This is a genomic window from Riemerella anatipestifer (assembly GCF_009663465.1).
Taxonomy (GTDB): Bacteria; Bacteroidota; Bacteroidia; order Flavobacteriales; family Weeksellaceae; genus Riemerella; species Riemerella anatipestifer_C.
Window position 1 is genome coordinate 123,919 of sequence record NZ_QXHU01000003.1, and the last position, 26,219, is coordinate 150,137.

Here is a 26,219-nt window from a genome sequence, read left to right on the forward strand (position 1 = left end):
TTTAATTATGATTAAAACTTAACTTACTTTATCTGTTTTTCGTTAAGCCAATTCTGATACGCTTTTGCATTTTGAGCGTGTTCTGCATCACTACTTGTAAACTTATGAAAACCTATTCTTTGTGGGTCTGCACACATATAAATATACTCATGTTTTTCAGCATTTAGCACTGCATCTACCGAGTTTTTATCTGTTACACAAATAGGTCCAGGAGGAATACCAACATTAGCATAAGTATTGTATGGCGAAGGCGTTTTTAAATCTTTGTAATACACCCTTTTAATAACTTGATTAAAACCACTTGATTGGTTAATAGCATAAATCACTGTAGGGTCAGATTGTAGTTTCATACCCTTTCTATAACGGTTGAGGTATAGCCCTGCAATGGTTTTCTGTTCATCTACCCTACCTCCAGATTCTTTATACACAATAGAAGCCAAAGCATAAATTTGATTTCTATCTAAACCTAATTTCTTTTCTTTCTCTAGGCGTTCAGCGTTCCAAAAATCATTGTATTGTTTCTCAAAAACACCAAAGAACTCCTTCGGACTTACTGTCCAAAAAAACTGATAAGTATCTATAAAGAAATACTTTTTTAAGTCTTCCGCTTCCGACAAACCTTTAGACTGAGCAATTTGATTAAACTCTTTTATAAAGGCTAATGAGTCCACCTCCGTTTTTTTTGCTACACGCCCCATCATTTGGTAAACATTATCAAAAGCAATAATTCTAAAATTATCAGGCGACTGATTTCCTGCCTTTATCATATTTACCAAAGCGGTATTATCCATACCTTCGGTAATTTTATAGCGTCCCATATGGAAAAAACGATTCATATTTTTGCTCAATGCTACCTGCTTAAAACTTTCTTTATCTTTAAGATAAGGAGCAACAGAATCTAATATTTGTTCAAAATGAGCCTCTTTAGGGATATAGAAAACACCTTCTTTTGAAACATTATTTCCGTAGTATTTCTTATAAAAACGGTACCCGAAATAACCACCCACCACAAGGACAACAGCAAATATAAATCCGATTATTTTTTTCATTTTATGACTTCTAAATAGTTCCTTTAAAAACCTGCACCGCAGGACCTTCTAACCACACATTACAAAAGCCTACATCTTTCTTTTCAGCATAAACTTTGAGATTACCTCCCAGAGTTTTAATATTTACAGAATTTCTATTCTTATCCTGAATAAAAGACAATGCAGATGCCGTTACTCCTGTGCCACAGCTATAAGTCTCATCTTCCACACCTCGTTCATAAGTACGCACAAAAAGAGTTTCATCATCTATTTTTTCAACAAAATTAACATTGATACCTTCCTTCTGATATTTTTCAGAATATCTCACTTGTTTACCTTCTTTATAAACATCTAACTTCTCTACCTCCGAAACAAATCTCACGTAATGAGGTGAGCCCGTATTAAGCACAAAATCAGACGCATCTCTACTGATATTAGAAACATCTATCATCTTAAGTTTTACCACATTTCCATTTACTTCAGCTTCGTGCAATCCGTCTATCGCATTGAAGGTACATTTATTTTCAAAAACACCTAAAAAATGTGCAAAAGCCACCAAACAACGCCCGCCATTACCACACATCGTGCTTTCTGCTCCATCAGCATTATAATAGACCATTCTAAAATCAGTATCAGGACAATTTTCTAGCAAAATAAGACCGTCTGCTCCCACCCCAAAACGTCTATGGCAAAGATGTGCTATATTTTCTTTGCTTTTATTAAAATTCATTTGGCGGTTATCCACCATAATAAAATCATTACCAGTCCCTTGATATTTATAAAAAGTAAGCATAAAGATATTTTAGTGTTGCAAATGTAGCCTTTTTATACCAATCAACATAAAAATAAGATAAAACTAATGCTCACAAATTATAGCATTATTAAAATATGATATTATACTCATTTTCACAGACCTTGACACCAAACTAAATCAGAAAATAGTTCGTATGTGGAAAAACAATACTCTACCAAAGTGATATTAAAGGGGTAGAACTACCTAAAAACATAATTCTATTACCAATATCCTTTATTGTCTAAACTAAATTCTATTGAAGATTTTTTGGTAACGTAGGAATTGATGCTCCTATTCGCCACCAAACACTTCTTTCCCATTAGTTCAGAACCCAAATACTCCCAATTTAACCTAGTGGACTTGGTCTAGAACCTAGAACTCTTGGTTCAGAACGTCATTTACTTCCTAACGAACCTAGACGACTTGGTCTTTAGCTTAAATCACTTCCTATTTAACCTAGACGACTTAGTCTAGAACCCAAAACACTTCCAACTTAACCTAGACGACTTTATATCTAACCCCAACCTCTTCCCAACGAACCTAGGCGACTTAGCCTAGAACCCTAAATTCCCTCCTCGCTCTATTAAACAAAAAACTTTGCTAAGAGATTCAGCAAAGTTTTTGTGATAGTGGTTATTTTTCTGTTTCGTTTTCTTCTTCTTTCACGAAGCTATTTGGTGTAATGTAGCCCGCCTTCTGCAGAAGGTTGTACCATTGTGCTAATTTTCTAATGTCGGACACATACACTCGCTCTGTATCATAGGTCGGTAGAGATTTTAGCATAAATGCTCTAAGCTCTTCGTCCGAAGATTTATGGTTGATAGTTTGCTCGTAATTTTCGTTTTTAGCGATATTTTCAAACACTTCGAACAATGGCACTTCTCTATCAAAACTGAACATTGCGATGTTATCCAAAAGACTTACCTGACTTGAGTTAGAAATGCTTAGCTTCTTCTTAGTGGTAATATCCTCTACAATGAACCCATTTCTAAGTTGAGAAACTAATTTATAAAGCCCTGGTTTTCCTGAAATTGAAATAATTTTTTCTAAAAGCATATCTTCGTTTTTTATCTTTATTTTAATCTATTTAGGGAATCTCATTTTGTAGCTTACGCTTACCTCTCCTGCCGATATTTTGTTGAGTTTCCCTTTCACTAATTTCTTTTTGAGCGCACTTAGTTTATCGGTAAACAGAATGCCCTCTATGTGGTCGTACTCGTGCTGTATAACTCTTGCTCTAATATCGGAGTAAGTTTCTGTATGTTTTTTGAAATCCTCATCGTAATACTCTATCGTGATGGTGTCTTTCCTTTTAACATCTTCTCTTACTTCTGGTATAGAGAGGCAGCCTTCGTTAAACTTCCACTCCTCCCCTGTTTCTTCTAATATCTTGGCATTGATGAATACTTTTCTGAAATCTTTAAGCTCATTCGCAATATCTAAGTAGTCTTCGTCTTCTGCCAGTGGTCTTACATCTACAATAAAAAGTCTAATATCTAACCCTATTTGCGGTGCTGCAAGCCCTATCCCGTGAGCTCCTTCCATAGTTTCAAACATATTTTGGATAAGCTCCTTCAGATTAGGATAATCTGGGGTAATGTCTTGTCCTTTCTTCCTAAGTACAGGGTCGCCGTAGGCTCTTATTGGTAGTATCATCTCTTTTGGTCTAAAAAATTTTGTAAAATTATGGTGGCACTTATTTTATCTATAAGTCCTTTTTCTTGTCTTTGTTTTTTGTTTTTCCCGCTTTGACTGATGAAAAAAGAAGCCATCTTGGAGGTAAATCTTTCATCTAAACGGCGGACTTCTATCTCTGGAAATTGAGTTTTGAACTTTTCTATAAATTCTAAGATAGAAGTTTCTACTTCAGAGACATTGCCCTTTAAATCCACGGGGTAGCCTACAACCACAGCTTCTACAACATTACTGCGGATATATTCGGATAAGAATAACAAAAGTTCTCCCGTTGGCACTGTGGCAAGCCCACTAGCGATGAGCTTCATATCATCTGTTGCCGCTATACCCGTGCGTGCTTTACCGTAATCTATGGCTAATATCTGTCCCATAAAGAGGTGCAAATTTAATGATTTTTTAAACATATTTAAACATCGATGGTATTTTTAAGCATATAAATCAAAACCCACCTGCCTATTCTCGGTAAAGTAAGACAAAATTTACTAACTTTGCGTTCGGCAACGCTTTAGAATAAAACTCTAGAGCGTTATCTTTGTTTTTAGCATACCTTTGTTATTATAGATTGAGTAATATGATTTTGTCCCCAATCCACGAAAGCCTTTTGCCTTTCCTTCTGAAACATCAATTTGGAAGCTCCATTTTGGAAGCCTTGCCCCAGCATCAGCACATTTCAGTGAAGGGAATGGCGGGTTCTAGCCCAAGTTTAATCTGTGCCGAACTATTCCTCACCCGAAACCAACCTATCCTCCTTATAGTAGATGATAAAGAAGATGCCCACTACACCACTACAGAACTGGAAGAACTACTCGGCGAAGATAAGGTACTCTATTTCCCTGCCACCCACCTAGAGCCTTACCAAACCGAAAAAACACAAAATGCCAATTTGGTATTAAGAACCGAAGTGCTTAATCAGCTCAACGCCAATACAGAGCCAAAAGTTATTGTAGCCCACTACGCTGCCCTTTGTGAAAAGGTGCTTAAAAAGGAAGATTTTAAAGCCATTTCTCACCATATTAAGGTGGGCGACCAGCTAGATTTTGATTTTACAGGCGAACTATTGGAGCAATTTAATTTTCACTTAACCGATTTTGTTTCCGAACCAGGAGAGTTTGCCGTAAGAGGCGGTATTGTAGATATATTCTCCTATGCCAATGATAAGCCTTATCGTATCACTTTTTTTGGCAACGAGGTAGAAAGCATCAAAACTTTTGATATTGAAACTCAACTATCCATAAGTAAGGTAGAAAGTCTGCAATTGGTTTCTAATATGAATTTTGCAGTGCAAGGCACCAAAGTTCCGTTCCTAGACTTACTGCCAAAAGATAGCTTTATTGTTACTAAAAATGCCTATCTAGGACTTAACTACATCAGAGATTTTTACACAAAAGCAGAGGAAAAATATACCCAACTCAACTCCGACATCAAACATCAAAAACCCAACGAACTATTTATATCAGACGAGGTATTTTTTAAAACCTATCAAAAGTTTAGAACAGTAGATTTTACCTCGCAATCGTTACAACTTCCTCAAGCTCCTTTTATTGAACTCAAACAAAACCCACAACCGAGTTTTAATAAGAATTTTGAACTCCTCATAGAAGACCTAGAAGAAAAACAAAAGCAAGGCTTTAATTTATGGATTTCATTTTCCTCCGAAAAACAAAAAGAACGACTGAAAAGTATTTTTGAAGATTTGGGAAGCGCCATTTCTTTTCAGTTTTTCAAATCGGAGCTGCATCAAGGGTTTATAGACCACCAGCACCAAATCCTTGTCTATACCGACCATCAAATTTTTGATAGATACCAACGCTACCGAGCTAAGAACACTTTTGCAAAGTCGGAACAACTCACGCTTAAAGATTTAATGTCTTTAAAAGTAGGCGACTACATTGCCCATATTGACCACGGCATCGGGAAGTTTATGGGACTGGTAAAGGTAAACAATGGTGGTAAAACTCAAGAATGCTTTAAATTAACTTACAAAAACGGAGATTTACTCTATGTAAGCATACACGCCCTGCATAAAATTTCTAAATATAATGGTGCCGAAGGTAAAGAAATTACACTTTCCAAAATAGGCTCTCCTTCGTGGAAGAACCTCAAAAATAAAACGAAAGCCAAGGTTAAACAAATTGCATTTGACCTTATAAAACTTTACGCTAAAAGGAAAACCGCCAAAGGCTTCGCCTATACACCAGACACTTACCTCCAAAATGAATTAGAGGCTAGTTTTCTCTACGAAGATACTCCAGACCAAGAAAAGGCAACGCTAGATGTTAAACGAGATATGGAAGCCGATACCATTATGGATAGGCTCGTCTGTGGTGATGTAGGATTTGGTAAAACCGAAGTGGCTATAAGAGCCGCCTTTAAAGCCGCTACAGATGGTAAACAAGTCGCTGTTCTTGTACCGACAACCATTTTGGCGTTTCAGCACTACCGAAGTTTTGCTGAAAGGCTTAAAGATTTCCCTGTTAATATTTCGTACCTCAATCGTTTTCGTACAGCAAAACAAAAACGAGAAACCTTAGAGAAACTCGCCGAAGGTAAAATTGACATCATCATCGGTACCCACCAACTCGCCTCCGATAAAGTCAAGTTTAAAGATTTAGGGCTTCTCATTATAGACGAAGAACATAAGTTTGGAGTTTCTGTAAAAGATAAACTTAAAACTTTAAAAGCAAATATAGATACTCTCACGCTTACCGCTACGCCTATCCCTAGAACACTACAATTTTCGCTAATGGCAGCGAGAGATTTATCCGTAATTAAAACACCTCCACCCAACAGACAACCTGTGGAAACTCAACTCATAGGTTTTGATGAGGAAATTATCAGAGATGCCATTTCTTACGAATTACAAAGAGATGGGCAGGTCTATTTCATCAATAATAGAATTGATAATTTAAAAGACATTGCGGGAATGATACAACGCCTCGTCCCCGATGCTAGAGTGATTACAGGACACGGACAAATGGACGGTAAGCAGCTAGAAGAAAACATATTAGACTTTATGGAAGGAAGGTATGATGTACTGGTTTCCACCACGATTGTGGAAAGTGGTGTAGATGTACCTAACGCCAATACTATCTTTATTAACGATGCCCAAAGGTTTGGTATGGCAGATGTCCACCAAATGCGTGGGCGAGTAGGAAGAAGCAACCGAAAAGCCTTTTGTTACCTCATTACACCACCTTTTGATATGGTAACTTCTGATGCCAGAAAACGCCTTGAAGCCATAGAGCAGTTTTCCGATTTAGGCAGTGGTTTCCAAATCGCAATGAAAGACCTTGAAATTCGTGGTGCGGGTGATTTGCTTGGTGCAGAACAAAGTGGATTTATCAACGAGATGGGTTTTGAAACTTATCAAAAAATAATGCAAGAAGCACTAGAAGAACTACAAAACGATGCCGAGTTTGAAAGTCTTTTTGAAAACGAAGCAGACCGCAAAAAACTGTTCAAGTCTTCCAAAGATGTTAATATTGATACCGATTTGGAACTGATGCTACCCGACTCCTATGTAAGTAGCACAGAGGAGCGACTAAGCCTCTACCAAAAACTTTCAGAAATAAATAATAAAGAGGAGCTAAAACGCTTTGAGGCAGAACTAGAAGACCGTTTTGGTCCATTGCCAGAAGAAGCCATTAACCTACTAAAATCAGTGGAATTAAAATGGCTAGCTGCAGCTATTGGTTTTGAAAAGATTATAATGAAAAATGGCATCTTCTTAGGCTATTTCCCTAGTAATCCGCAAGACAAATTTTACCAAACCGAAAAGTTTAAAAAGATTATTCAGTATCTAAGCCAAAATCCTCAAAAGGCAAGTCTTAAAGAAAAACATTCGGCAGAGGGCAACCAGCTTATGATGAGAAAAGAGCATATTAACGATGTAGATGAAGTGAATGAACTCCTACAAGCTATACTCAATTAAATGAAAATGCCTCAGAATATTCTGAGGCATCTTTTTAACCTTTAAAAAAGTAATATTTATTTTAATTGAGAAGCATCTATACTCACATGTACAGTTACTTCGTTTTTAATAACTCCATTAGCCACAGGCATTTGGAATTTAACTCCAAAATCTTCTCTCTTAATATCGGTAGGTTCAGTTTTAATGCTTACTTTGCCTTCCTCCACCTTTACATTAGCTTTAAATTGTACCGGTTTTGTAATTCCTTTAATGGTAAGATTACCATCTAAAAGAGTGTTATAATCTCCTTCGGTAGCTTCTGTAACCTTAGTGATTTCAAAAGATGATGTTGGGAATTTTTCTACCTCAAAGAAATCCTCATTCTTAAGATGACCATCTAATTTAGCTGATTTCTCTGCATCATCTGTAATATCTCTATTGGCTAAAGTATTCATATTCGCCACGAATTTCCCACTCTCTAGCTTTCCGTCTTTTACAGTAATTTCTCCACTTTCAAATTTAATATCTCCAAAGTGACTGGTATTATCAGATTTCACCACCTTATAGCCTTTCCACTCTATCTTACTGGTTGCTGTATCTAAGACATATGCTTGTCCTTCGTTGGTAGTAGTAACTTCATTAGACTCACTAGTAAGAGGTTTATCTTTTCCACAAGAGTTTAATGTTAACAACCCTACGCTTGCAGCCACTAATAAACTTAAAATGTTTTTCTTCATTGTGCTTTGTATTTATGATATTAGAATAGGGCTAATGTAAGACTTTTTGCTCAAACCTGCAAACAAACGGTTCTTATGCTAAGCCTTATCTAAGGTAAAAATAAAGCTGGCTCCATTCAAATAGACGCTTTTAGCCTCTATACTTTGCCCGTGTGCTTCTAAAATATGCTTTACAATGGCTAATCCCAAACCAGAACCTCCTTCCCTTCTGTTTCGACTACTCTCTACACGGTAAAAACGTTCAAAAACACGAGGAAGTATCTCTGGTTTTATCCCCATACCGTTGTCTTTGACCTCTACCACCGCCTTATCTCTATGAACCGAAGTAACGACTTCTACCACCGCTTTCTCTCTATTAGCATAATGTATTGCATTAGAAACTAAATTGAGTAAAACTTGTGATATTTTTTGTTTATCTGCCAAAACCCATATAGCTCCACTACTTTTAAGGCTTAGTTGTGTCCCTTTCTTTTGAGCTTCTATATCTAAAAAATCAAAGATTTCTTTCACCAAAGTATTGATGTCAAATCTCACAAATTCAAGGGTTATTTCGCCACTTTCAAAGCGGTTAATCATATCCAAATCTTTAACGATATTCATCAATCTATCTAAAGATTTATCTATACGATGCAGATATTTATCTCTTATCTCTAAGTCCTCTACACCGCCATCTATCAGAGTTCCCACATAACTCTGTATAGAAAATAGTGGCGTTTTGAGTTCGTGTGATATATTGCCTATGTACTCTTTACGGTAACGTTCCATCTCCTTCATCATATCAATTTCTGAACTTGCCTTTTCGCTAAGTCCAGAAATTCGTTCGCCTAGTTCTTTAAAATTGATATTCTCGTCTTCGGTAGCAATTTCATCTGGTAGAATAGTAGAGATTTGCCTTATCTTTTCTTTACCATAAAACCTAAATAAAAAACTAACAATAGCATAATTGATAAAGAATATAACCGACAACACAAAAAACAATACAATAATAAAATTGGTATTATAAAACCAATCTTTGGTCTTTACATATTCAAACGCAAAAACCACCAACCCCATAGCCCCTGTAAGGCATAAAGATGCTATAATACTAAGCGAATTAGGCTTCATTTTCACCCTAGATAATTAATTTATAACCAATCCCCTTAAGTGTTTGAATGCTTTTGGAGCCTAATTTTTCTCTTAATCTTCGGATATGAACATCTATTGTGCGTTCTCCTACCACCACATCGTTCCCCCATACCTTTTCTAAGATTTCCTCTCTCTTAAATACCTTTTCTGTATTAGACGCCAAAAGATTCAACAAATCAAACTCTTTTTTAGGTAAAATAAAACTTTCATCGCCTTTAGTTACTTTAAAATTATCTCTATCAATAATTAGCTGCCCTACTTTTAAGATTTTATTTTTCTCTTCTACTTGTTGCGTAAGACTCATTAGAGCATTTACCTTAGAAATAAGCACCTTAGGTTTAATGAGCTTTACGATATAATCGTTTGCTCCTGCTTGATACCCCGCCAACTGTGAAAACTCCTCACCTCTTGCAGATAGGAATACAATGAGGCAACCGTCCAATATATTTATTTTTCTAATCTCTTGACAAGTTTCTATACCATCTTTATCAGGCATCATAACATCAAGAAGAATAAGGTGTGGGAGTATCTCTTTAGCTTTCTCTATACCTTCATTTCCGTTATTGGCAGTGTGTACTTCATATCCTTCTTTCTTTAGGTTGTAGGAAATAATTTCCAAAATATCAGGCTCATCATCTATTAGGAGTATCCTTTTACCTTTCATTTTTAGTTTTTATTAGTTAGGGATTCAAATTTAGTTATTTTTTAACTTAAAATTAACACACTTCCAGTTCTTAACATAAAGTTAATATACACCATCATTTGTTAAATATTATTTAATACAAAATTAAACTTTCCGAAACTCTATTTAAGATTACAATGTAATTTCTTTGCACCAGAAAAACGAATATCTAATAAGTTTAAAAATGAAGTATAACAGGCTTAGTCTTGCTGTTTTGTTCTTGTGTTCCTCCACTACATTCGTCTTGGGACAGGAAGCTAAAAAAGACAGTATTAAAAATGAAAAGAAAATAGATGGTGTCCAACTGAAAGCCACTATTAACAAAAAAACTGAAACTGCAGTATTGCAGGCTGTTAAAAAATCTAGCGTTCAGGTACAAGCCATGGGTTCTGAAGAAATTTCTAGGAAGGGTATTTCTAATGTAGAACAAAGTTTAACCAAAATCACTGGAGTGAATACCGTGGAAGGTAAAGGGTTATTTGTAAGAGGGTTAGAAGAAAGATACAACACTCTACTTATAAACGGATTAGGCTCCCCATCTAACAACCCATTCCAAAAAATTATTGCTCTAAAACAGTTCCCAACCGATGTCGTAGGGAAGCTAAATATCTATAAAACCTTTAATAGTGATCTTTACGCCGACTTTGCTGGGGCTACTTTTGATATAGAAACATTAACTTATGATAAACCTTTTACAAAAGTAGAGTTTAGTGTGGGATTTAACAGCCAAACTACTTTTAGAGACAAATTTAAAATCAATGAAAATGCCAATACTATCAATGGTTATCTAGGTCTTAATTCTAAAAATAGGCAACTACCTAACGAAGTGAGAGGCTTCCGCCCATCTAATTATATTTTCAATGGGCAACAGTCTGTTTCTTCTTTTAAAGATTCTTGGAATGTAGATAATATAAAGGCATTACCCAATACAGGGCTCTCTTTCACTACCGCACAGCGTTTTAAGGCTGGTTCTGGTAGAATAGGGTTGCTTTTATCCTTAAATCAGTCCAATAAATATCAATACCAAGAAGGGCATAATAACCTATTCTTATTTTCGGGGTCTAACATTACCTATAACAACAAACTCTACCAAAAAGAATATGAATATGAAACCGAGTCTTCTGTATTAGTGGGATTAGGCTACAAGAACAAAGGTACAGATGTAATGTTGAATGCGATATTCTTACAAAATTCCACCAACATTATACAAGATAATATTGGGTACGTGGACCAAGGAAACTCTGGGGAAGGTCTGTTCCGTGTGAACCAACAGGATATTTCTAGATTTACAGATATACAACTTATCGCTTCCCAAAAATTAGGCAAAAGACACCTTATAAAAGCTGGTGGTAGCTGGGTAAACAACATTTACCAACAGCCTGATAGAAAGATATTTTCAGGAATTCCTGAAACTCCTCATGACTATGATAGAATAAGGCTAAGTTACGGAGGAAATAACCTTATCCGCCAATACCTAGATGTGAATGGTAAAAATTATCTTTCCGCTTTCGCAGAGTATAAATTGAGTTTAGGTGAAAAAAATGATAGAAAATCTTACCCTATAGAACTAAGTTTGGGATATAATGGTTTTATGGATAGAAGAAGTACTTCGTACAGATTTATCTATTCTGTATTTAATAATAATGTTTCACCGAGTGGAAGAACAGTTATTATAAACCCAGATACACCACAAGATACCTTTAACCAATCTACGCTCAACGGATTCTTTAATTACAGAGAAGGCTCTAATGTAGTGTACAGAAACAATATTTATCAGTTTGTAAATGCAGGATATACTAGCATCAACTATAAACCAAACGATACTTGGGACATTATTTTAGGTGGTAGAATAGAAAACAATATGAATATCACGAGGTACAAAGAACTTTCCAACTCCATCAATGGACCTTTTCTAAACCTTACTAGAAATCAGTACTATCTATTACCTTCAGTATCAGTTAAAAAAGAGCTAAACTCTAAAACTAACTTAAGATTTGCTTTCAGTAAAACTATTACTAGACCTATCTTAATAGAGTATATGCCAATTACCTATATCAACCCTAACAACGAAAATATACTAGGTAACCCCAAACTTACCAATAGTGAAAACTATAACTTTGACCTTAAGTATGAGCTATTTCCTACGAAAGACGAAATGTTTGCTTTTGGTATCTTCGGAAAGAAAATCGTAAATGCTATAGAAAAATCCTACACTGCATCGGCAAATTCTAATGGACAAACCATTACCTTTTTCAATGCCACCGAAGCCAATCTAGCAGGTATAGAGTTAGAAGGAATCATCAATCTAAAAAGAATTTCAGAAAGCCTTTCTCCTTTCTCACTAGGCACAAACGCTACCTTAATGTACTCTGATGTTAAGCGTAGTAGCCTACAAAAAGAACAAGAATCCGACAGACAAAAAGGATTAAAAAGAGGTTTACAAGGTGCCGCACCGTGGACTCTAAATGCAGATTTGAAATACGAGACAAAGAATGCAAAGAATTTAACTCAAACAGCATCTTTGGTGTATAATGTTTCTGGTTCTAAAATCCATACACTAGGATCAATCGGAGTAGATCATATTTATGAAAGACCTTTCCATAAGTTAGATTTTGTTTACCAAAAAGAACTTTCTAAACAATGGAAGACTAAATTCAGTATCATCAATATACTCAATACTCAATACAGATTGGAGTATGGTAATAACAGCGATGTAGAAGTAAGAGCAGATAGCTTCGTACATACAGACTATAGAAGAGGAACTAACTTTAATCTTTCAGTAGAATATACTTTTTAATTTGAATCAAAAAAATCAATAATTTAATCTAATAAAAATGAAAAAACATCTTTTATCATTATGCTCTTTAGCACTTGTACTATCCGTAACTTCTTGTACTATAGACATTCGTGAGGACAACGATGCTTCCACAAGTACCAAAATAGAAAATACTACTGGAAGTGTAATGGAAGGTTCTGGAAGCCTTAACGGTACTATTACTAAAGACCTCCTAATCAAAAAAGGTAACTATACTCTAGACGGTGTGGTAAAAGTAGCTAGCGGAGTTACACTTACCATAGAACCAGGAGCTGTATTTACTGCCAATTCTTCTAACGATACTAGCTTAGTAATTCTGCAGGGTGCTAAAATCAATGCACAAGGTACTGCTGATAACCCTATCGTATTTACTTCTAATACCAAAATCCCTGGAGACTGGGGTGGAATTTCAATCTATGGTAAAGCCCCCATAATTGCCGCAAATGGTAACAAAACTGCTATTTCTGAAGACGGTAATAATTTGCAGTATGGAGGTGATGATGCCAACGACAATTCTGGTGTAATGAAATTTGTAAGAGTAGAATATGGAGGTAAAAAAATCGGAGACGGAAAATCTGAAAACAACTCTATGACTTTCTATTCTGTTGGAGCGGGTACTATACTAGAGAATCTAGTCGCTTATAAAGGAACAGACGACGGATTTGAGTTCTTCGGAGGTACAGTAAGTGCTACTAACCTTGTTTCTTATGGAAACTTTGATGACTCTTTCGACTGGCAAGATGGCTGGTCTGGACAAAACAATTCTAATTGGTTTGCGTACCAAACGAAAGTAGGTAACTTTGGTATGGAGATAGAAGCCTCTTCTAATAAAAATAATACAGCTCCTAAAATTAATGGTATCACACTTATTAGAGAAGCTGGTACTAAACCTGAAGTAGAAGGCTCTACAGAAATCTCTGCTATCCAGTTCAAAAAACAAGGCTCTGGAATATTCAAAAATGTTTATATAGACGGATACAAGGATAACAATGGGAAGAAAGCCTATGCGGTACTTATCCAAGATAAAGATACCCAAAACGATCAAGTGGCTACCAACAATATTAAAGTAACACCTATCAACTATCTAAACTCATCTAATCCTGCTGTGTGGGGCTATGGTTACGCCAATGATAACCCAGCAAGTTTCACTTCTGATTCTTCGGTTAAGAAGGTAAATCTAGTTTCTGGAGCGTGGGCAAATGTAGATGGAGTGGACTTATTAAAGGCTTTAAAGTAAAATATACTACTAAGTACTAAAATTAAGTTTTTCATTGTAAAAAAGTTAGCTACCCCAAATTGGGATAGCTAACTTTTATTTAGCTAAAAAACGTAAACCATTAACTTCCTTAGGCAATTCTATTTGAGTTTGAGTAAAATCGTATAATATTTTAGAAAAATAGCTACCATTGAGAATCCCCCTTGCCCCTAATCCATTAAAAACATACAAATTAGAATATACCTCGTGAGCTCCCAAAATAGGTCTTCTATCCTTAACTGTAGGTCTAAAACCATAACAAACCTCTTGTATTTCAAAATCAAACGGATAAAATTCTCTAAGCCCGTTTTTGAGTTGTTCTACGGCCTTAGTGTCTATTTTCTCATCAGTATTATCTCTATCATAGGTTCCTCCATAGTAGAAAGAGTTAGTATCTTCTAAAGGAAATAAAAAATGTTTTTTCTTAATAGTAACATCAGAGTATAGCTCTTTAGAAAGTTTTACTTTAAGATGATGCCCTTTATTTGGATTTACCATAATATCCCTAAAAAAAGGATTATTTTTAACGCCTATCCCCTCCGCAAAAACAACCTTTTTATAAATCCAATCTTTATATTTATTATTTTCCACATCAATTTGATTATAATCAAATCGTTCCTTTATCAATTTATTTTGACGCTCCAAATAGTGTAAATAATCACTAAAAAACAAAGGTACATTTAGCCTTGAAGACCTCAATACTTTACCTGTCTCAAAAGGATTTTCTACATTTTCTAATGTATAGAAATCATCACTCAAAAAAGGCTTCAAATCTTCCTTCTCTAGCCTTTTTTTCTTCCACAATTCTCTCTCAGATTCGTCATGAAATATCCTATGTATAGGGGCTTCTATTAAATAATTTGTACCTGTATAAGCTTCTATTTCCTTTATTGTATCTGTAAGAAATTCTATCTGCTCATTAGCCTTCCAAAAAGTGGTAAACTTCTTAAGAACTACAGGGTTTACAATGCCAGCCGATACTTGAGAAGCTCCTTTTTCACCATCTGAAAATAAAACAAAAGAGTGATTATTTTTCAATAATTGATGAGCAAAAAATAATCCAGCATAGCCATCTCCTACAATAATATATTCTACATTTTTCATAAAATCTTTTTCGTTTTAAACACAAAACCTGAGCTTATGAACTCAGGTTTTATTATGATACAAAAACATACACGGAACGTTTAAAATCTAGTAATTCCACATATCATTTTCCATTTCTAATATTTGGTTTTTAATTCTTTCACTTTCTTCCAACTGAGCCTCTGCATCATTGGGAATGTAATCCTTAATTACCCCACTTCCTAATCCATTTTCAGACTTGTAAATGATAGAAGAGAACCTTCTCGCATTAAGAATATCATCAAAACTAATATCAGAAGACAAATTTTTATTATTAAAAACTCTAGCATTTGCCGTAATCTGCCTAGCATCTGGATAAAACACCCAAAAAAGATCTATAAACTCCTCCTTATCAGCAAATTGTTGTCCCATAGTTTGTGGATCTGGTCCCATAGCTGCTATTCCAAGAAGACGATATTTCATTTGTCCATCTCTTCTATCAATATACCACATACCTTTTATTTTCAACAACTTAACCTGTTCAGACTTCGTTTCATAAACATCTGTGCCTGCTTTCTTATCTTCCTCAGATACTTTTTCTCCACTGTTAATCTTATCAATGAGCCAGTCTGAAGTTACCACTCTACTCATCCTTTGTTGTATTTCTTCAGGTTTTAGTCTAGTCGTAAACATCTCATCATCATAGACCTCCTTTATTTTACCGCTATTAATACCATCTAACAATAGCTGATAGAGAGATTTATTCTGCGAAACCAAACCATCAGAATTATGGTAGAAAGGCTGATTGATTTTTTCATTCATATCAATAATTTCCCACACTACCATACTTCTAAGGATATCCTTATCTTCTATGTAACCATAATCTAAAGGTTTAACCTCCGTAGACACTATTTCATCTCCTTTCTGAGCTTGATTCCCCTCTCTTAATTTGCGAAATTCTTCTGGAGATTTTGCATTAAGAATATTCTGCCCCCAAGCAAAACTAGAAGCTAATATGAAAGTACTAAAAATGATTTTTTTCATTGATACTATTATTTTATTTTTCCTTAATAAAAATAAGGAATACTCAATCTTATAAATTTATTGAACATTTATTACCACCGGAGAAATGTTCTTAAGCATTTGTCCACCCAAACCACTAGCCGTAGCTTGTATATCATAAACATAAACTACATCGCCAGAACGCAAGTTAGCTGTCTGTGCTGCTACCGAACTCAAACTATTACCGCTGATAAAACTAGCTGCCTTACCTGGTATTTTCACTCTAAATCCAGTTACTGTAAAACTTACAGGAAATTCAAAATCTGGAATTGCGGCAGATATAGTTTGATTTTTAATAGAACTTGCAGGCATAGAAACCACATTCTGTCCTCTAATTTCCCCTTGCGGAGCAGGAACACTTTTCACTCTGAACGGGAATGAAGCTGTAGTAGCTTTACCATTAGGCAAAGTACCCGTAACTGTAATATTTACCAAATTACCAGCTCCTGGACGGATAATCCATTTGCCTTTACCTCCAGATACAGAAGCTCCAGCAGCAGATAATTTTACTGACGCATTATCAACACCTAGCATAGATGCAGAAATAGGATTATCTACTCCCCTATAAAGTACATTCATCTTGTCAGCAGAAACTACAGCTCCGCTTTGCAATGCTACTTCCTTAGCACCAGCAATAACGCGATAAGAATGTGAAAAAGGTAATCTTATTGGCTTCTGATTAGCATCTAAAAATGTAATTTCTCCATTAAATTTAAAGTCACCTACACTCGCTGTATTAAGACTTTTAAAACCTTGACCATTAGCCATTCTATCTACACCAGATATAGACATACCAGGAACAGAACTTGCATAAGTACCAACAACAATCTTAGCCTCTGCTTTATCTCCTTGCAAAACAACCGTCGGTGCAGCAACAATAGCTTCAAATGCATTAAACTTAATATCCGCATCTACTTTCTCTTTAAGCATATTAGCCAAAGCATCTGATTGTAGATTTCTAGCTTCAGACTGCAACACCTCCAAGTTAGCTAATGCAGCTACCAATGGCTGATTATAAAATTTAGAAACTAACCAATCCTTTTTAATACTATTCGTACCAATACTAGCATTAAAAGAACTGTTAGCTCTTTCTATAATAGCTTCATTCTGGGAGTTTTTAGGAAAAATTTTCAAAACCAAATCTCTAACCTCCCCCATCAAAGTCTTCAACTTCTCTGCATTTTTACTTGGACTAGCTTCATTTGCCTTATCGAAAAAGTAAAGCGTAGAAGCATCAGTATTATTTAAAGCATTAAAATTAAATTCTTTAGAAGCCATATCTTGACCTGCAAACTTCTGCATTTCTGTTTTAGAAGCCTCTATAAACTTTACCAAAGCATCTATCTTTTCCTTCAATAATTTGTATTGTTCATAAGGTTGAGAAAAAGACTCTGGAGAATTTTCCGCCTTTTGGCGAAGAGTTTCTTCAAATATTTTATTCTTGGATTGAGTTAATAGCGTTGCTTGACTCAAAGTATCTTTTGTGTCATTATAAGAGCGTATAATCTCTTGATCTATCTGCATTGCAAGCATCGCAATAAAAACTAGATACATCAAGGTGATCATCTTCTGACGCGGTGATAATTTTTCCTTTGCCATTTTAGTTTTTTAGTGTTAAAAATAGATTAAAACTTTGAAAAAGAAAATCTTATCCTTTCATTGCATTCAGCATACCTCCATAAACTCTATTAAGATTATTAAGGTTAGCTGTAAGCCCGTCTAATTCTTGATTAAATTTCTCCGACTGCTCTACTGATTTTTGTAAATCAGAAACATATTTTTGATGATATTCTGATTGAGCTTTGCCATGCTCTAACTGTAGTGCATAAAGTGCATTCATACTTTCCAAATGACTTGCCGCCAATGTAAGCTGATCATTATATTTCTGAGTAGAAGAGGACACATCTACAGTCTGATTAATCTGATCTACAGATGCAGAAAATTTATCTATCCCTGTTCTAAGTCTTTCAAATAATTGAACATCTAAATTAGCTTCCTTCAGCATCTTATCCAATTTCTCAGAAAGAGACACTTCTAATTGCTTTATTTCTTGTGTCTGTTCTACTACATTTTTTCTCGGTTTAGGCTGAGCATTAGCGTCTAATAATTCTGGATATACATTCTCCCAAGCATACTTAGATTCTTCAGTAGGCGGATTAAAAGCATATAGTAGAAATATAAGAGCCTCGGTAATCAACCCTGCCCCTAAAATCCATGTGGGATTTATTAAGCCACCAAAAGTAGTGTGAGTCATTTTAAAAAACGCCCCTAAAATTACCACAGAAGCACCTACCGAGTAGATGAAATTTAAAGTTTTATCACTTAGTTTCATGATGTAAAAAAAATATTATTGTCTTTATTTATTATTTAGTTCTTCTTTTAAATTTAGCTGAACCTTCTGGTATATCCTGTACAGTTCTAAATCCAATATAACTTCTAGCAGAGTCCTTTCTCTCCCAATCTCTATAACCAGTCATCAATAGATAGCCTACATCTTTCCAAGAACCTCCTCTTACTGATTTTTTGGTATCTCTATAAACTTGATTAGACAGATATGGATTCAGAGTCGAAGAAAACTGGTAAGTTGTATTATTATAAGGAGACTCAGTCCATTCAGATACATTTCCCGCCATATCGTAAAGACCAAAATCATTCTTAGGAAAAGATTTTACTGGAGCTGTATAGGTATAGTTACCTTTTTTCTCATTTTCTATATAGTTACCTCTTTTGGGCTTAAAATTTGCCATATAACATCCTCTATCATCCATCAAATAAGGTCCCCCCCAAGGATAAGTAGCATTTTCCCTACCTCCCCTAGCAGCATACTCCCATTCTGCTTCTGTAGGCAAACGGAACGCCATCGGAGGTTCTTTTCTCTTCTTAGATTTTTTATTATCGTCTCTCTTAGCTTTTGTTTTAAAATCACAATAGGCTCTAGCTTGATCCCAAGTTACCCCTACCACTGGATAGTTTTTATAAGCCTTATGCCAAAAATAACCATCGTACAATGGTGTATTATAGGCATAATTAAAATCTTTAATCCAAACTGTCGTATCAGGATAAACAGCGATACTCTCCTTTTTAAGATAGTTTGAACTTCTTTTACCATCTTTTACAGCAGACTCTATATCTTCCCATTGATAAGCATACCTCAACTTTCTAGTATCAATAACTCTCTCCCCATTTATTCTTTCTGCTGGAGGAAGATACATAGACTCTATAATTTCCGCATATTGAACATCTGGATAATCGGAAGTATTCCATTTTAACGGAACTCCCCAGTCTAATCTTTTAGATTCATCGTAGCCATCTCTGCCTCCTTTTGACTCCAAATATTCTTGATACGGCGTAGCATTTCCTGTTTTTTTAGAGAGATAAGCATAATCTGATATACCTGTACCATTACCTCCACCTGAAGTAACATCACCAGCAGCTTCTGCAAGTAAAGTTCTTGCGACAGAATCCCTTACATAGTCTATAAATACTCTATACTGCGCATTGGTAACTTCTGTCTCATCCATAAAAAAAGATGATACAGTAACCGTTTTTAACGGGGCTTTTTCTGGCATATTAGTATAATCTACATCCGCCATACCCATTACAAAAGATCCTCCAGGAATAGCCACCATACCATACGGTCTTTCCGCTATAAATGACTGCGATTTTCCTTTTGGTATAAGTTCTCCTTTAGTAGTAGGCTTACCAGAAGACTTGCTCCCCCTAGAACACGACACAACCAAAGAGGCTGATAAGAGTACAAAAAATATTTTCTTCATCTGATGATGTTTAATTTAATTTTCTAATTTCTAGTTTAAAACTTGCTAACAAAAACTTCAAACACTGAAAATTTGATGTGCAAAGATAATTATTTTTTTGAATTATTATACAAATGTTAATAACTCAACGAACTTTTCCTACAATTATTTTGTAGATATATCAAATAATTCATTATTCTACAGTAACAGATTTTGCTAAGTTTCTAGGCTGATCTACATTAGCTCCTCTATAAACAGCAATATAATAAGCCAATAACTGTAATGGCACTGACGCTATAATTGGAGAGAAACATTCTGATGTTTCGGGGATTTCAATTACATAATCCGACATAGAAGCCACCTGTTCATCACCATTAGTTACTACAGCTAGTACTTTACCTTTTCTGGCTTTAATTTCCTGTACATTACTCACCACTTTATCGTAATGTTTATTTTTAGGCGCAATTACAACAATAGGCATATTCTCATCAATGAGTGCAATAGGACCATGCTTCATTTCTGCTGCAGGGTAACCCTCCGCATGAATGTAAGAAATTTCCTTTAACTTCAATGCTCCCTCTAGAGCTGCAGGAAAATTGTATCCTCTACCAAGATATAAGAAATTTGTTGATTCTACAAAATCGTGTGCTATCTTCTTCACATAATCGTGAGTAGAAGCCAACACTTCCTCTACTTTTTTAGGAATAGTATCTAATTCTGTAATCAGTTTCATAAATTCTTGATTACTTAGATTTCCATTGTGTTTACCTAATTTGAGCGCCATCATTGTTAAAATGGTAAGTTGTGCAGTAAACGCCTTAGTGGAAGCCACTCCTATCTCTGGTCCAGCGTGAGTATAAGACCCTGCATCTGAAAAACGAGCAATAGAAGAATCTACCACATTACAAATACCATAAACAAATGCTCCTTTTTCTCTCGCCATTTTGATAGCTGCCATTGTATCAGCTGTTTCTCCTGACTGAGAAATCGCAATAACTACATCTTTATCTGTTATAATTGGATTTCTATATCTAAATTCAGAGGCATATTCTACTTCTACAGGTACTCTTGCAAATTCTTCAATTAGGTACTCTCCTATCAATCCTGCATGCCAAGAAGTACCGCACGCAATGATAATGATACGATTAGCATTATTTAACTTCTCTAAATGATCCCAAATACCAGCCATTTTGATAATGCCTTCATCTACCAAAAGACGACCTCTCATAGTATCGTGAATAGATTTAGGTTGCTCAAAAATTTCTTTAAGCATAAAGTGCTCATAACCTCCTTTCTCTATCTGTTCTAGATTGAGCTTAAGCTCTTGAATAGCAGGAATTATCTTGGAATTATCCTCTATTTTTCTAATATCGACACCATTTTCTAAAGATATAGTTGCCATATGACCTTCCTCTAGGTAGATAGCCTCTTTAGTAAACTCTACAAATGGAGAGGCATCTGATGCAATAAAATATTCTTTATCTCCTATCCCTATCGCAAGAGGAGAACCCAACCTTGCTACTACTAAAAGACTTGGGTAATCTTTATGCATTACTGTAATTGCATACGCCCCATAAACCTCATTAAGAGCATAACGAACAGCTTCTGGAAAATCCAATTCTTTATTTTCATCCATAAAATACTGAATAAGATTAACCAAAACTTCAGTATCTGTTTCTGAATGAAAAACATAACCTTTAGCTATCAACATAGTTTTAATGGTATCATAGTTTTCTATAATCCCATTATGTACTATAACCACCTTACCATTATTAGAAACATGAGGATGTGAATTTTTATCACTAGGCACACCATGAGTCGCCCATCTTGTATGCCCCATACCTATGTGTGATGTATTCTCAAGATTCTTCGATATACTTACTAAATCGGAAACTTTACCTTTAGTTTTTTTAACATCATAAGAGACACCCGAATTTTCTAGCACTATCCCAGCACTGTCGTAACCGCGATATTCTAATCTTTTTAGACCGTTAATAACTACTTCATAAGCATCTCTATGCCCTGTATATCCTACTATTCCACACATAATACTTTATTTTTTAGCGTAAATAATATTTAATTTCACTTTATTTTGATCGGTTGTTTTAGAACCAACTAATACTATTCTTTGAGGAGCATAAGCTCTAGTATTATAATTTTGACCTAACAAAACTCCTTGTGTACTTTTTAAATAATCTCCTACATTAATTTCTAAGTCTCTATTTTCAGTCTCTTTTTCTATGATATTTTTAAGAGTTTGAGTAATCGTAATATCATAATAAGCTGGGTTATTTGTCAAATCGTTACCTTTAATAAAATAAAATGACGGCGACAAAGACAATGCTGAAACATCAACTAAAAAATCATTTAGATTAGCATACTTAACCAAGAAACTTGATGGTTTAGCGTAAGATTTATTCCAAACACTACTATCTGTATATAATCTAATCTTGGCGGAGAGAATACCTATATTCTCATTTTTGTAAAGATTTTTAATTTTCTGTATTTCCGTTGAAGGTATTTTTAAAACTGCACCAGCACCTCCCATACCTTGCAGATAAAGTCTTTCATCTCCATTAGTTTTATCAACATTAGTCATCGCTGTACTATAAGCAGAAGGTCTATTATAATCTATCTGATTAAAATGAACATTACTTGAACCTAAATCAAACTGATATACTGAGGAAGTTTTTGTAGTAGTTCCATTAGAGGTCGTATCATAGGTATAATACATCTTAATACTGACATCATTAGGATAAAATTTCAAAATATAACCGTCATTTTCTACTACAGAAAGTTTTATCCCTTTAATGTGACGGATAAAACTGGCCGCATCTTTCAGTTCTGTAGAGCCTTGTTTATTTACTATTTTATCTTGAAAATACTGTGCATCAAGAGGTATCCTTATTCCTACAGTTCTAGACAATAATTCTTTATTATCAGCATCGCTTGTAATACTAACTGAAGATACCTTACCATCAAGTGATACTGTTGCTAAATTAACCCCTAGCGCTACTTTTTGATTAGAGTAATATTTCTTCTCTGTAGAATATAAAAAATCATCTACCTCATCCACCTTAAGCGTTAGTGGTTTATTATTACCATACTTCTGTATAGGATAAGTTGTTACTACCTTTTTAGCGGCTACATTACCCATAAAAACATAGTTCTCATCTGTTGATGTAGTTGCAGAGTCTGAAGCATAAATAGGTTTTAACTCTAAAACAACCGAATCTACCTTAGCATTAGTACCAAAGTCTGGATTATAGCTAAGTAAACGCAACTGTGTTACATAAGAAGATTTTTGCATTCCGAAGTTATCTTCTGTAAAAGCTCCCAAAGTTGCCTGAGAAATACGAGATGCGTCAGACTGTATGGTATCATTATTATTGAGGTTATAAGCTATCACATCATAACTTTGTGTTTCACCCGTTGCTGCTCCACTAGCAAAAAACTGTTCACCAAGATTATTTGCTTCTGACTCACAACTTTGTATCCCCAAACTCCCTAATCCTGCTATAACAAACAGCTTAAAGATTTTTTTTGTTTCTATTATCATTGAATGTATTAAATAAAATCTATTTCTTAATATATATCACCTACAGACTCAGGAGTAACATACTCCTTCTTGTCTGAACAAGCTCTAGAAAATATCTTGTCTAAATCTTGCTCTAAAAATTCATCTCCTTTCACTACCACATCTACAAGATTCATACCTTCTTCCAAAAAACTATAGAAGCTAGGCTCATCAAACGCTTTAATTCCTTTTATATTATCAAATTTAAACTTATTTACCACTGTTTTCTTGTCAAAAGCCAAATTTTCCTCATTGTATACAGACAAAATAAACTTAGTATCATCAAAATAAGAGTCTTTTTTGTAGTAATGCTTAAGGTATACTGGGATAAATGCTGACATCCAACCATTAAGATGAACCACATCGGGCACCCAGTTGAGTTTTTTAATGGTTTCTATAACGCCTCTTGCGAAAAACATTGCTCTCTCATCATTATCTTCAAAAGGAAGTCCTTCCTCATCTTTATACGCAAATTTTCTTTTAAAATAATCTTCGTTATCTATAAAGTAGACCTGCAACCTTTCACCTGGTAAAGATGCTACTTTAATGATTAAAGGTTGGTCTAAATCATTGATAATAATATTCATACCTGAAAGCCTAATCACTTCGTGTAACTGGAACTTTCTTTCACTAATATATCCAAAACGAGGCATAAAAACACGCACATCATTCCCCTCTCCATACATTTTAAGCGCCATCCTATTTACCGCATCAGACATTGCACTTTCTTCTTGGTAAGGAAACATCTCTGTAGTAACATATAAAATCTTTTTGTCTGGCATAATTCTTATTTTTATCTTCAACTTAAAAGACAGTTGTTTATGCAAAAATACAACTTTTTAAACTAATAACAGTGTATTAACAATTTTTTATAATTTTGGAGAAATTTTTCAAATGAAACTATTAGACAGTAGAAAGGAATTAGAAACCTATATCAAGAATATAAAACTAGAGAATAAAACCATTGGATTCGCTCCTACTATGGGGGCTTTACACAAAGGGCATCTCTCGCTCTACGAAGCTGCTAGACCTGATAACGACATTGTGATTTCTTCTATTTTTGTTAATCCTACGCAGTTTAACAACCCTGACGACCTAGAGAAGTACCCAAGAACTTTAGAAGCCGATTTAGAAAAACTTAGAAAATCAAAATTAGTAGATGCTGTATATACACCAAGTATAGAAGATATCTACCCCGAAAAATCCGTAGCAAAAAACTACGATTTTGATGGGTTAGAAAATGAAATGGAAGGCAAAATGAGACCAGGTCATTTTGATGGTGTAGGCACAGTGGTAGAAGAGCTTTTCCGACAGGTACAGCCAAACAACGCTTACTTCGGAGAGAAAGATTTCCAGCAACTTGCCATTATCAGAAAGTTAGTGGAAAAGAAAAACTTTCCAATCAATATACACGGAGTGCCTATTTACAGAGAAGAAAACGGCTTAGCGATGAGCTCTAGAAATATGCGATTATCCGAAGCTGAAAGAGAAGATGCCAAAATTATTTACAAAACCCTTTTAAAGGTAAATGATTGGTTTAGAGTTGTTAGTATTCCTGAAATAAAAGAGAGAGTACATTCCATTTTTGAAAAAGAAAAAAACTTTGATTTAGAATACTTTGTAATTGCTGATGAAAACACTTTAAAAGAAACCGATTTCTTCTATAAAGATTGTTCTTACAGAGCTTTTATTGTTGTTCATGTAAATCAAGTAAGGCTTATAGACAATATGCATCTAGCCTAATTACCAAACAATCAAGCTATGTATAAAAAGATTTTGTTTACCATTTCTATTTTTATCACTATTATTTCCTATGCACAGGAGACGCTTCCGTATTACCAACAATATTTATTAGACGGTAAATATCTCTTTAATCCCGCTCATTTTGGAGAAACAGACGACATTATAATCAATAGCCATTATCAAAAACAATTCGCCAAGCTAGAACATTCTCCCAACACACAATCTATAGGTGCACGCGCTAATGTTACTGATAGACTTGGTGTAGGTGCTTATTTTTTCAGAGACCAAAACGGACCAACCTCTGCCAATGGAATTAGCGTGGGAGCCGCTTATTTTATCCCAATAAATGATAATAAAAGAAAAAACCAATTTTCATTTGGTACTAGCATCAATCTTTATAATTCCAATATAGATTTGGCTCTTCTTAATCCAAAAGATTCTAGCGACCCCTTGATACAAAGCGGTACCAATAGTGTATTTTTAACCTATGCTAACCTTGGTTTACAAGCTACTTATAATGGCTTTTTCGGTAGTTTTTCAGTAGTGGATATTCCTCTAAGTAAAACCACCTACATTGTTAATGGAATAGAACCTTCTCCCACCAAATTTTTCATCAATACTGGCTATGATTGGGATTTTTCTGAAAATCTTTCGTTAGAACCCTCAGTTTTAATCAATTTAAACACCAACTCATCTAGAATTATTGACGCTAATTTGTTAGCAAAAATTAAAGACGAAGACAATTATTTCGCAGGAGGCATTAGCTACAGAACAGCCAAATCAACATTTGGAAACCAACAACTTAGTTTCTCCCCTCTTATCAAACTTAAATTTAACCAATTTAGTTTCGGAGCAGCTTATAACATTAACCTCTCTCCTATTGCAGATTATGGTGGCAACAGCTTTATGATTAACTTAGGCTACGCTTTTGAAAATTTTATCAACACTAGAGGCTTCCGATATTAAACATTAAAAATCAT

Annotated in this window: 21 protein-coding genes; 5 read left to right on the forward strand and 16 right to left on the reverse strand. The window is 34.9% G+C overall.

Going from position 1 to position 26,219, the window contains the following annotated elements; all coding sequences use genetic code 11:
• Positions 1-23: 23 nt before the first annotated feature.
• From mltG to ruvX, 5 genes are all read right to left on the reverse strand, one after another.
• On the reverse strand, positions 24-1,049 hold the full coding sequence (gene mltG, locus D1003_RS05035) for an endolytic transglycosylase MltG (RefSeq protein WP_153935985.1): 1,026 nt from the start codon (positions 1,047-1,049) through the stop codon (positions 24-26).
• A gap of 10 nt (positions 1,050-1,059) precedes the next feature.
• Positions 1,060-1,821 carry a diaminopimelate epimerase gene (dapF, locus tag D1003_RS05040; protein ID WP_153935986.1) on the reverse strand — a complete coding sequence of 254 codons (762 nt, stop codon included), beginning with the start codon at positions 1,819-1,821 and terminating at the stop codon, positions 1,060-1,062.
• Between the two features lie 633 nt (positions 1,822-2,454).
• Positions 2,455-2,877, reverse strand: a complete 423-nt coding sequence (locus D1003_RS05045) for a DUF5606 domain-containing protein (RefSeq protein WP_014937288.1) — start codon at positions 2,875-2,877, stop codon at positions 2,455-2,457.
• Positions 2,878-2,904: 27 nt separating this feature from the next.
• On the reverse strand, positions 2,905-3,477 hold the full coding sequence (gene def / locus D1003_RS05050) for a peptide deformylase (protein ID WP_014937289.1): 573 nt from the start codon (positions 3,475-3,477) through the stop codon (positions 2,905-2,907).
• The gene (gene ruvX / locus D1003_RS05055; protein ID WP_153935987.1) at positions 3,474-3,887 is read right to left on the reverse strand and encodes a Holliday junction resolvase RuvX; all 414 of its coding nucleotides are present in this window, start codon (positions 3,885-3,887) and stop codon (positions 3,474-3,476) included. The genes def and ruvX overlap by 4 nt, the downstream gene beginning before the upstream one ends.
• 200 nt (positions 3,888-4,087) lie before the next feature.
• On the opposite strand from ruvX, the gene mfd reads away from it, so the two are divergent.
• Positions 4,088-7,447, forward strand: a complete 3,360-nt coding sequence (gene mfd / locus D1003_RS05060) for a transcription-repair coupling factor (protein WP_153935988.1) — start codon at positions 4,088-4,090, stop codon at positions 7,445-7,447.
• A 56-nt stretch (positions 7,448-7,503) separates the two neighbouring features.
• Here the strand turns inward: mfd and D1003_RS05065 are convergent, their stop codons facing one another.
• From D1003_RS05065 to D1003_RS05075, 3 genes are all read right to left on the reverse strand, one after another.
• Positions 7,504-8,163: a YceI family protein gene (locus D1003_RS05065; RefSeq protein WP_079207682.1), complete on the reverse strand. Its 660-nt coding sequence runs from the start codon at positions 8,161-8,163 to the stop codon at positions 7,504-7,506.
• Positions 8,164-8,241: 78 nt separating this feature from the next.
• Positions 8,242-9,267 carry a cell wall metabolism sensor histidine kinase WalK gene (locus tag D1003_RS05070; RefSeq protein ID WP_153935989.1) on the reverse strand — a complete coding sequence of 342 codons (1,026 nt, stop codon included), beginning with the start codon at positions 9,265-9,267 and terminating at the stop codon, positions 8,242-8,244.
• A gap of 7 nt (positions 9,268-9,274) precedes the next feature.
• Positions 9,275-9,952, reverse strand: a complete 678-nt coding sequence (locus tag D1003_RS05075) for a response regulator transcription factor (RefSeq protein ID WP_153935990.1) — start codon at positions 9,950-9,952, stop codon at positions 9,275-9,277.
• A gap of 202 nt (positions 9,953-10,154) precedes the next feature.
• On the opposite strand from D1003_RS05075, the gene D1003_RS05080 reads away from it, so the two are divergent.
• Entirely contained in the window at positions 10,155-12,767 is a 2,613-nt protein-coding gene (locus tag D1003_RS05080; protein ID WP_260393331.1) for a TonB-dependent receptor plug domain-containing protein, read from the forward strand.
• A gap of 37 nt (positions 12,768-12,804) precedes the next feature.
• Positions 12,805-14,022, forward strand: coding sequence for a hypothetical protein (locus D1003_RS05085; RefSeq protein WP_014937297.1), 1,218 nt, complete (start codon positions 12,805-12,807; stop codon positions 14,020-14,022).
• 75 nt (positions 14,023-14,097) lie between these two features.
• On the opposite strand, the gene D1003_RS05090 is transcribed toward D1003_RS05085, so the two are convergent.
• From D1003_RS05090 to D1003_RS05125, 8 genes are all read right to left on the reverse strand, one after another.
• Positions 14,098-15,144, reverse strand: a complete 1,047-nt coding sequence (locus D1003_RS05090; protein WP_153935991.1) for an FAD-binding oxidoreductase — start codon at positions 15,142-15,144, stop codon at positions 14,098-14,100.
• An 87-nt stretch (positions 15,145-15,231) separates the two neighbouring features.
• On the reverse strand, positions 15,232-16,146 hold the full coding sequence (gene gldN / locus D1003_RS05095; RefSeq protein ID WP_153935992.1) for a gliding motility protein GldN: 915 nt from the start codon (positions 16,144-16,146) through the stop codon (positions 15,232-15,234).
• 57 nt (positions 16,147-16,203) lie between these two features.
• A complete protein-coding gene (gene gldM / locus D1003_RS05100) occupies positions 16,204-17,763 on the reverse strand; it encodes a gliding motility protein GldM (RefSeq protein ID WP_153935993.1) in 1,560 nt (519 codons plus the stop codon).
• Positions 17,764-17,812: 49 nt separating this feature from the next.
• The gene (gldL, locus tag D1003_RS05105; protein ID WP_014937301.1) at positions 17,813-18,496 is read right to left on the reverse strand and encodes a gliding motility protein GldL; all 684 of its coding nucleotides are present in this window, start codon (positions 18,494-18,496) and stop codon (positions 17,813-17,815) included.
• Positions 18,497-18,527: 31 nt separating this feature from the next.
• Positions 18,528-19,940, reverse strand: coding sequence for a gliding motility lipoprotein GldK (gldK, locus tag D1003_RS05110; RefSeq protein ID WP_153935994.1), 1,413 nt, complete (start codon positions 19,938-19,940; stop codon positions 18,528-18,530).
• Between the two features lie 172 nt (positions 19,941-20,112).
• Positions 20,113-21,966 carry a glutamine--fructose-6-phosphate transaminase (isomerizing) gene (gene glmS, locus D1003_RS05115; RefSeq protein ID WP_153935995.1) on the reverse strand — a complete coding sequence of 618 codons (1,854 nt, stop codon included), beginning with the start codon at positions 21,964-21,966 and terminating at the stop codon, positions 20,113-20,115.
• 6 nt (positions 21,967-21,972) lie between these two features.
• On the reverse strand, positions 21,973-23,478 hold the full coding sequence (locus D1003_RS05120) for a DUF4270 domain-containing protein (RefSeq protein ID WP_153935996.1): 1,506 nt from the start codon (positions 23,476-23,478) through the stop codon (positions 21,973-21,975).
• A 26-nt stretch (positions 23,479-23,504) separates the two neighbouring features.
• The gene (locus D1003_RS05125; protein WP_153935997.1) at positions 23,505-24,278 is read right to left on the reverse strand and encodes a glycogen/starch synthase; all 774 of its coding nucleotides are present in this window, start codon (positions 24,276-24,278) and stop codon (positions 23,505-23,507) included.
• A 112-nt stretch (positions 24,279-24,390) separates the two neighbouring features.
• Here D1003_RS05125 and panC point away from each other — a divergent pair, with 112 nt between their 5' ends.
• Together panC and D1003_RS05135 are read left to right on the forward strand one after the other, a co-directional pair.
• Positions 24,391-25,239, forward strand: coding sequence for a pantoate--beta-alanine ligase (panC, locus tag D1003_RS05130; RefSeq protein WP_153935998.1), 849 nt, complete (start codon positions 24,391-24,393; stop codon positions 25,237-25,239).
• An 18-nt stretch (positions 25,240-25,257) separates the two neighbouring features.
• Complete coding sequence (locus tag D1003_RS05135) at positions 25,258-26,205, forward strand: PorP/SprF family type IX secretion system membrane protein (protein WP_153935999.1); 948 nt, start codon at positions 25,258-25,260, stop codon at positions 26,203-26,205.
• Positions 26,206-26,219: the final 14 nt, after the last annotated feature.

Coding starts and splice junctions, on each gene's coding strand:
- D1003_RS05090 (WP_153935991.1), bottom strand. CDS start 15,144: ATGAAAAATGTAGAATATATTATTGTAGGAGATGGCTATGCTGGATTA.
- D1003_RS05070 (WP_153935989.1), bottom strand. CDS start 9,267: ATGAAGCCTAATTCGCTTAGTATTATAGCATCTTTATGCCTTACAGGG.
- D1003_RS05075 (WP_153935990.1), bottom strand. CDS start 9,952: ATGAAAGGTAAAAGGATACTCCTAATAGATGATGAGCCTGATATTTTG.
- mltG (WP_153935985.1), bottom strand. CDS start 1,049: ATGAAAAAAATAATCGGATTTATATTTGCTGTTGTCCTTGTGGTGGGT.
- gldN (WP_153935992.1), bottom strand. CDS start 16,146: ATGAAAAAAATCATTTTTAGTACTTTCATATTAGCTTCTAGTTTTGCT.
- D1003_RS05065 (WP_079207682.1), bottom strand. CDS start 8,163: ATGAAGAAAAACATTTTAAGTTTATTAGTGGCTGCAAGCGTAGGGTTG.
- D1003_RS05135 (WP_153935999.1), top strand. CDS start 25,258: ATGTATAAAAAGATTTTGTTTACCATTTCTATTTTTATCACTATTATT.
- D1003_RS05080 (WP_260393331.1), top strand. CDS start 10,155: ATGAAGTATAACAGGCTTAGTCTTGCTGTTTTGTTCTTGTGTTCCTCC.
- gldM (WP_153935993.1), bottom strand. CDS start 17,763: ATGGCAAAGGAAAAATTATCACCGCGTCAGAAGATGATCACCTTGATG.
- gldL (WP_014937301.1), bottom strand. CDS start 18,496: ATGAAACTAAGTGATAAAACTTTAAATTTCATCTACTCGGTAGGTGCT.
- D1003_RS05120 (WP_153935996.1), bottom strand. CDS start 23,478: ATGATAATAGAAACAAAAAAAATCTTTAAGCTGTTTGTTATAGCAGGA.
- D1003_RS05085 (WP_014937297.1), top strand. CDS start 12,805: ATGAAAAAACATCTTTTATCATTATGCTCTTTAGCACTTGTACTATCC.
- dapF (WP_153935986.1), bottom strand. CDS start 1,821: ATGCTTACTTTTTATAAATATCAAGGGACTGGTAATGATTTTATTATG.
- def (WP_014937289.1), bottom strand. CDS start 3,477: ATGATACTACCAATAAGAGCCTACGGCGACCCTGTACTTAGGAAGAAA.
- gldK (WP_153935994.1), bottom strand. CDS start 19,940: ATGAAGAAAATATTTTTTGTACTCTTATCAGCCTCTTTGGTTGTGTCG.
- glmS (WP_153935995.1), bottom strand. CDS start 21,966: ATGTGTGGAATAGTAGGATATACAGGGCATAGAGATGCTTATGAAGTA.
- D1003_RS05045 (WP_014937288.1), bottom strand. CDS start 2,877: ATGCTTTTAGAAAAAATTATTTCAATTTCAGGAAAACCAGGGCTTTAT.
- D1003_RS05125 (WP_153935997.1), bottom strand. CDS start 24,278: ATGCCAGACAAAAAGATTTTATATGTTACTACAGAGATGTTTCCTTAC.
- ruvX (WP_153935987.1), bottom strand. CDS start 3,887: ATGGGACAGATATTAGCCATAGATTACGGTAAAGCACGCACGGGTATA.
- mfd (WP_153935988.1), top strand. CDS start 4,088: ATGATTTTGTCCCCAATCCACGAAAGCCTTTTGCCTTTCCTTCTGAAA.
- panC (WP_153935998.1), top strand. CDS start 24,391: ATGAAACTATTAGACAGTAGAAAGGAATTAGAAACCTATATCAAGAAT.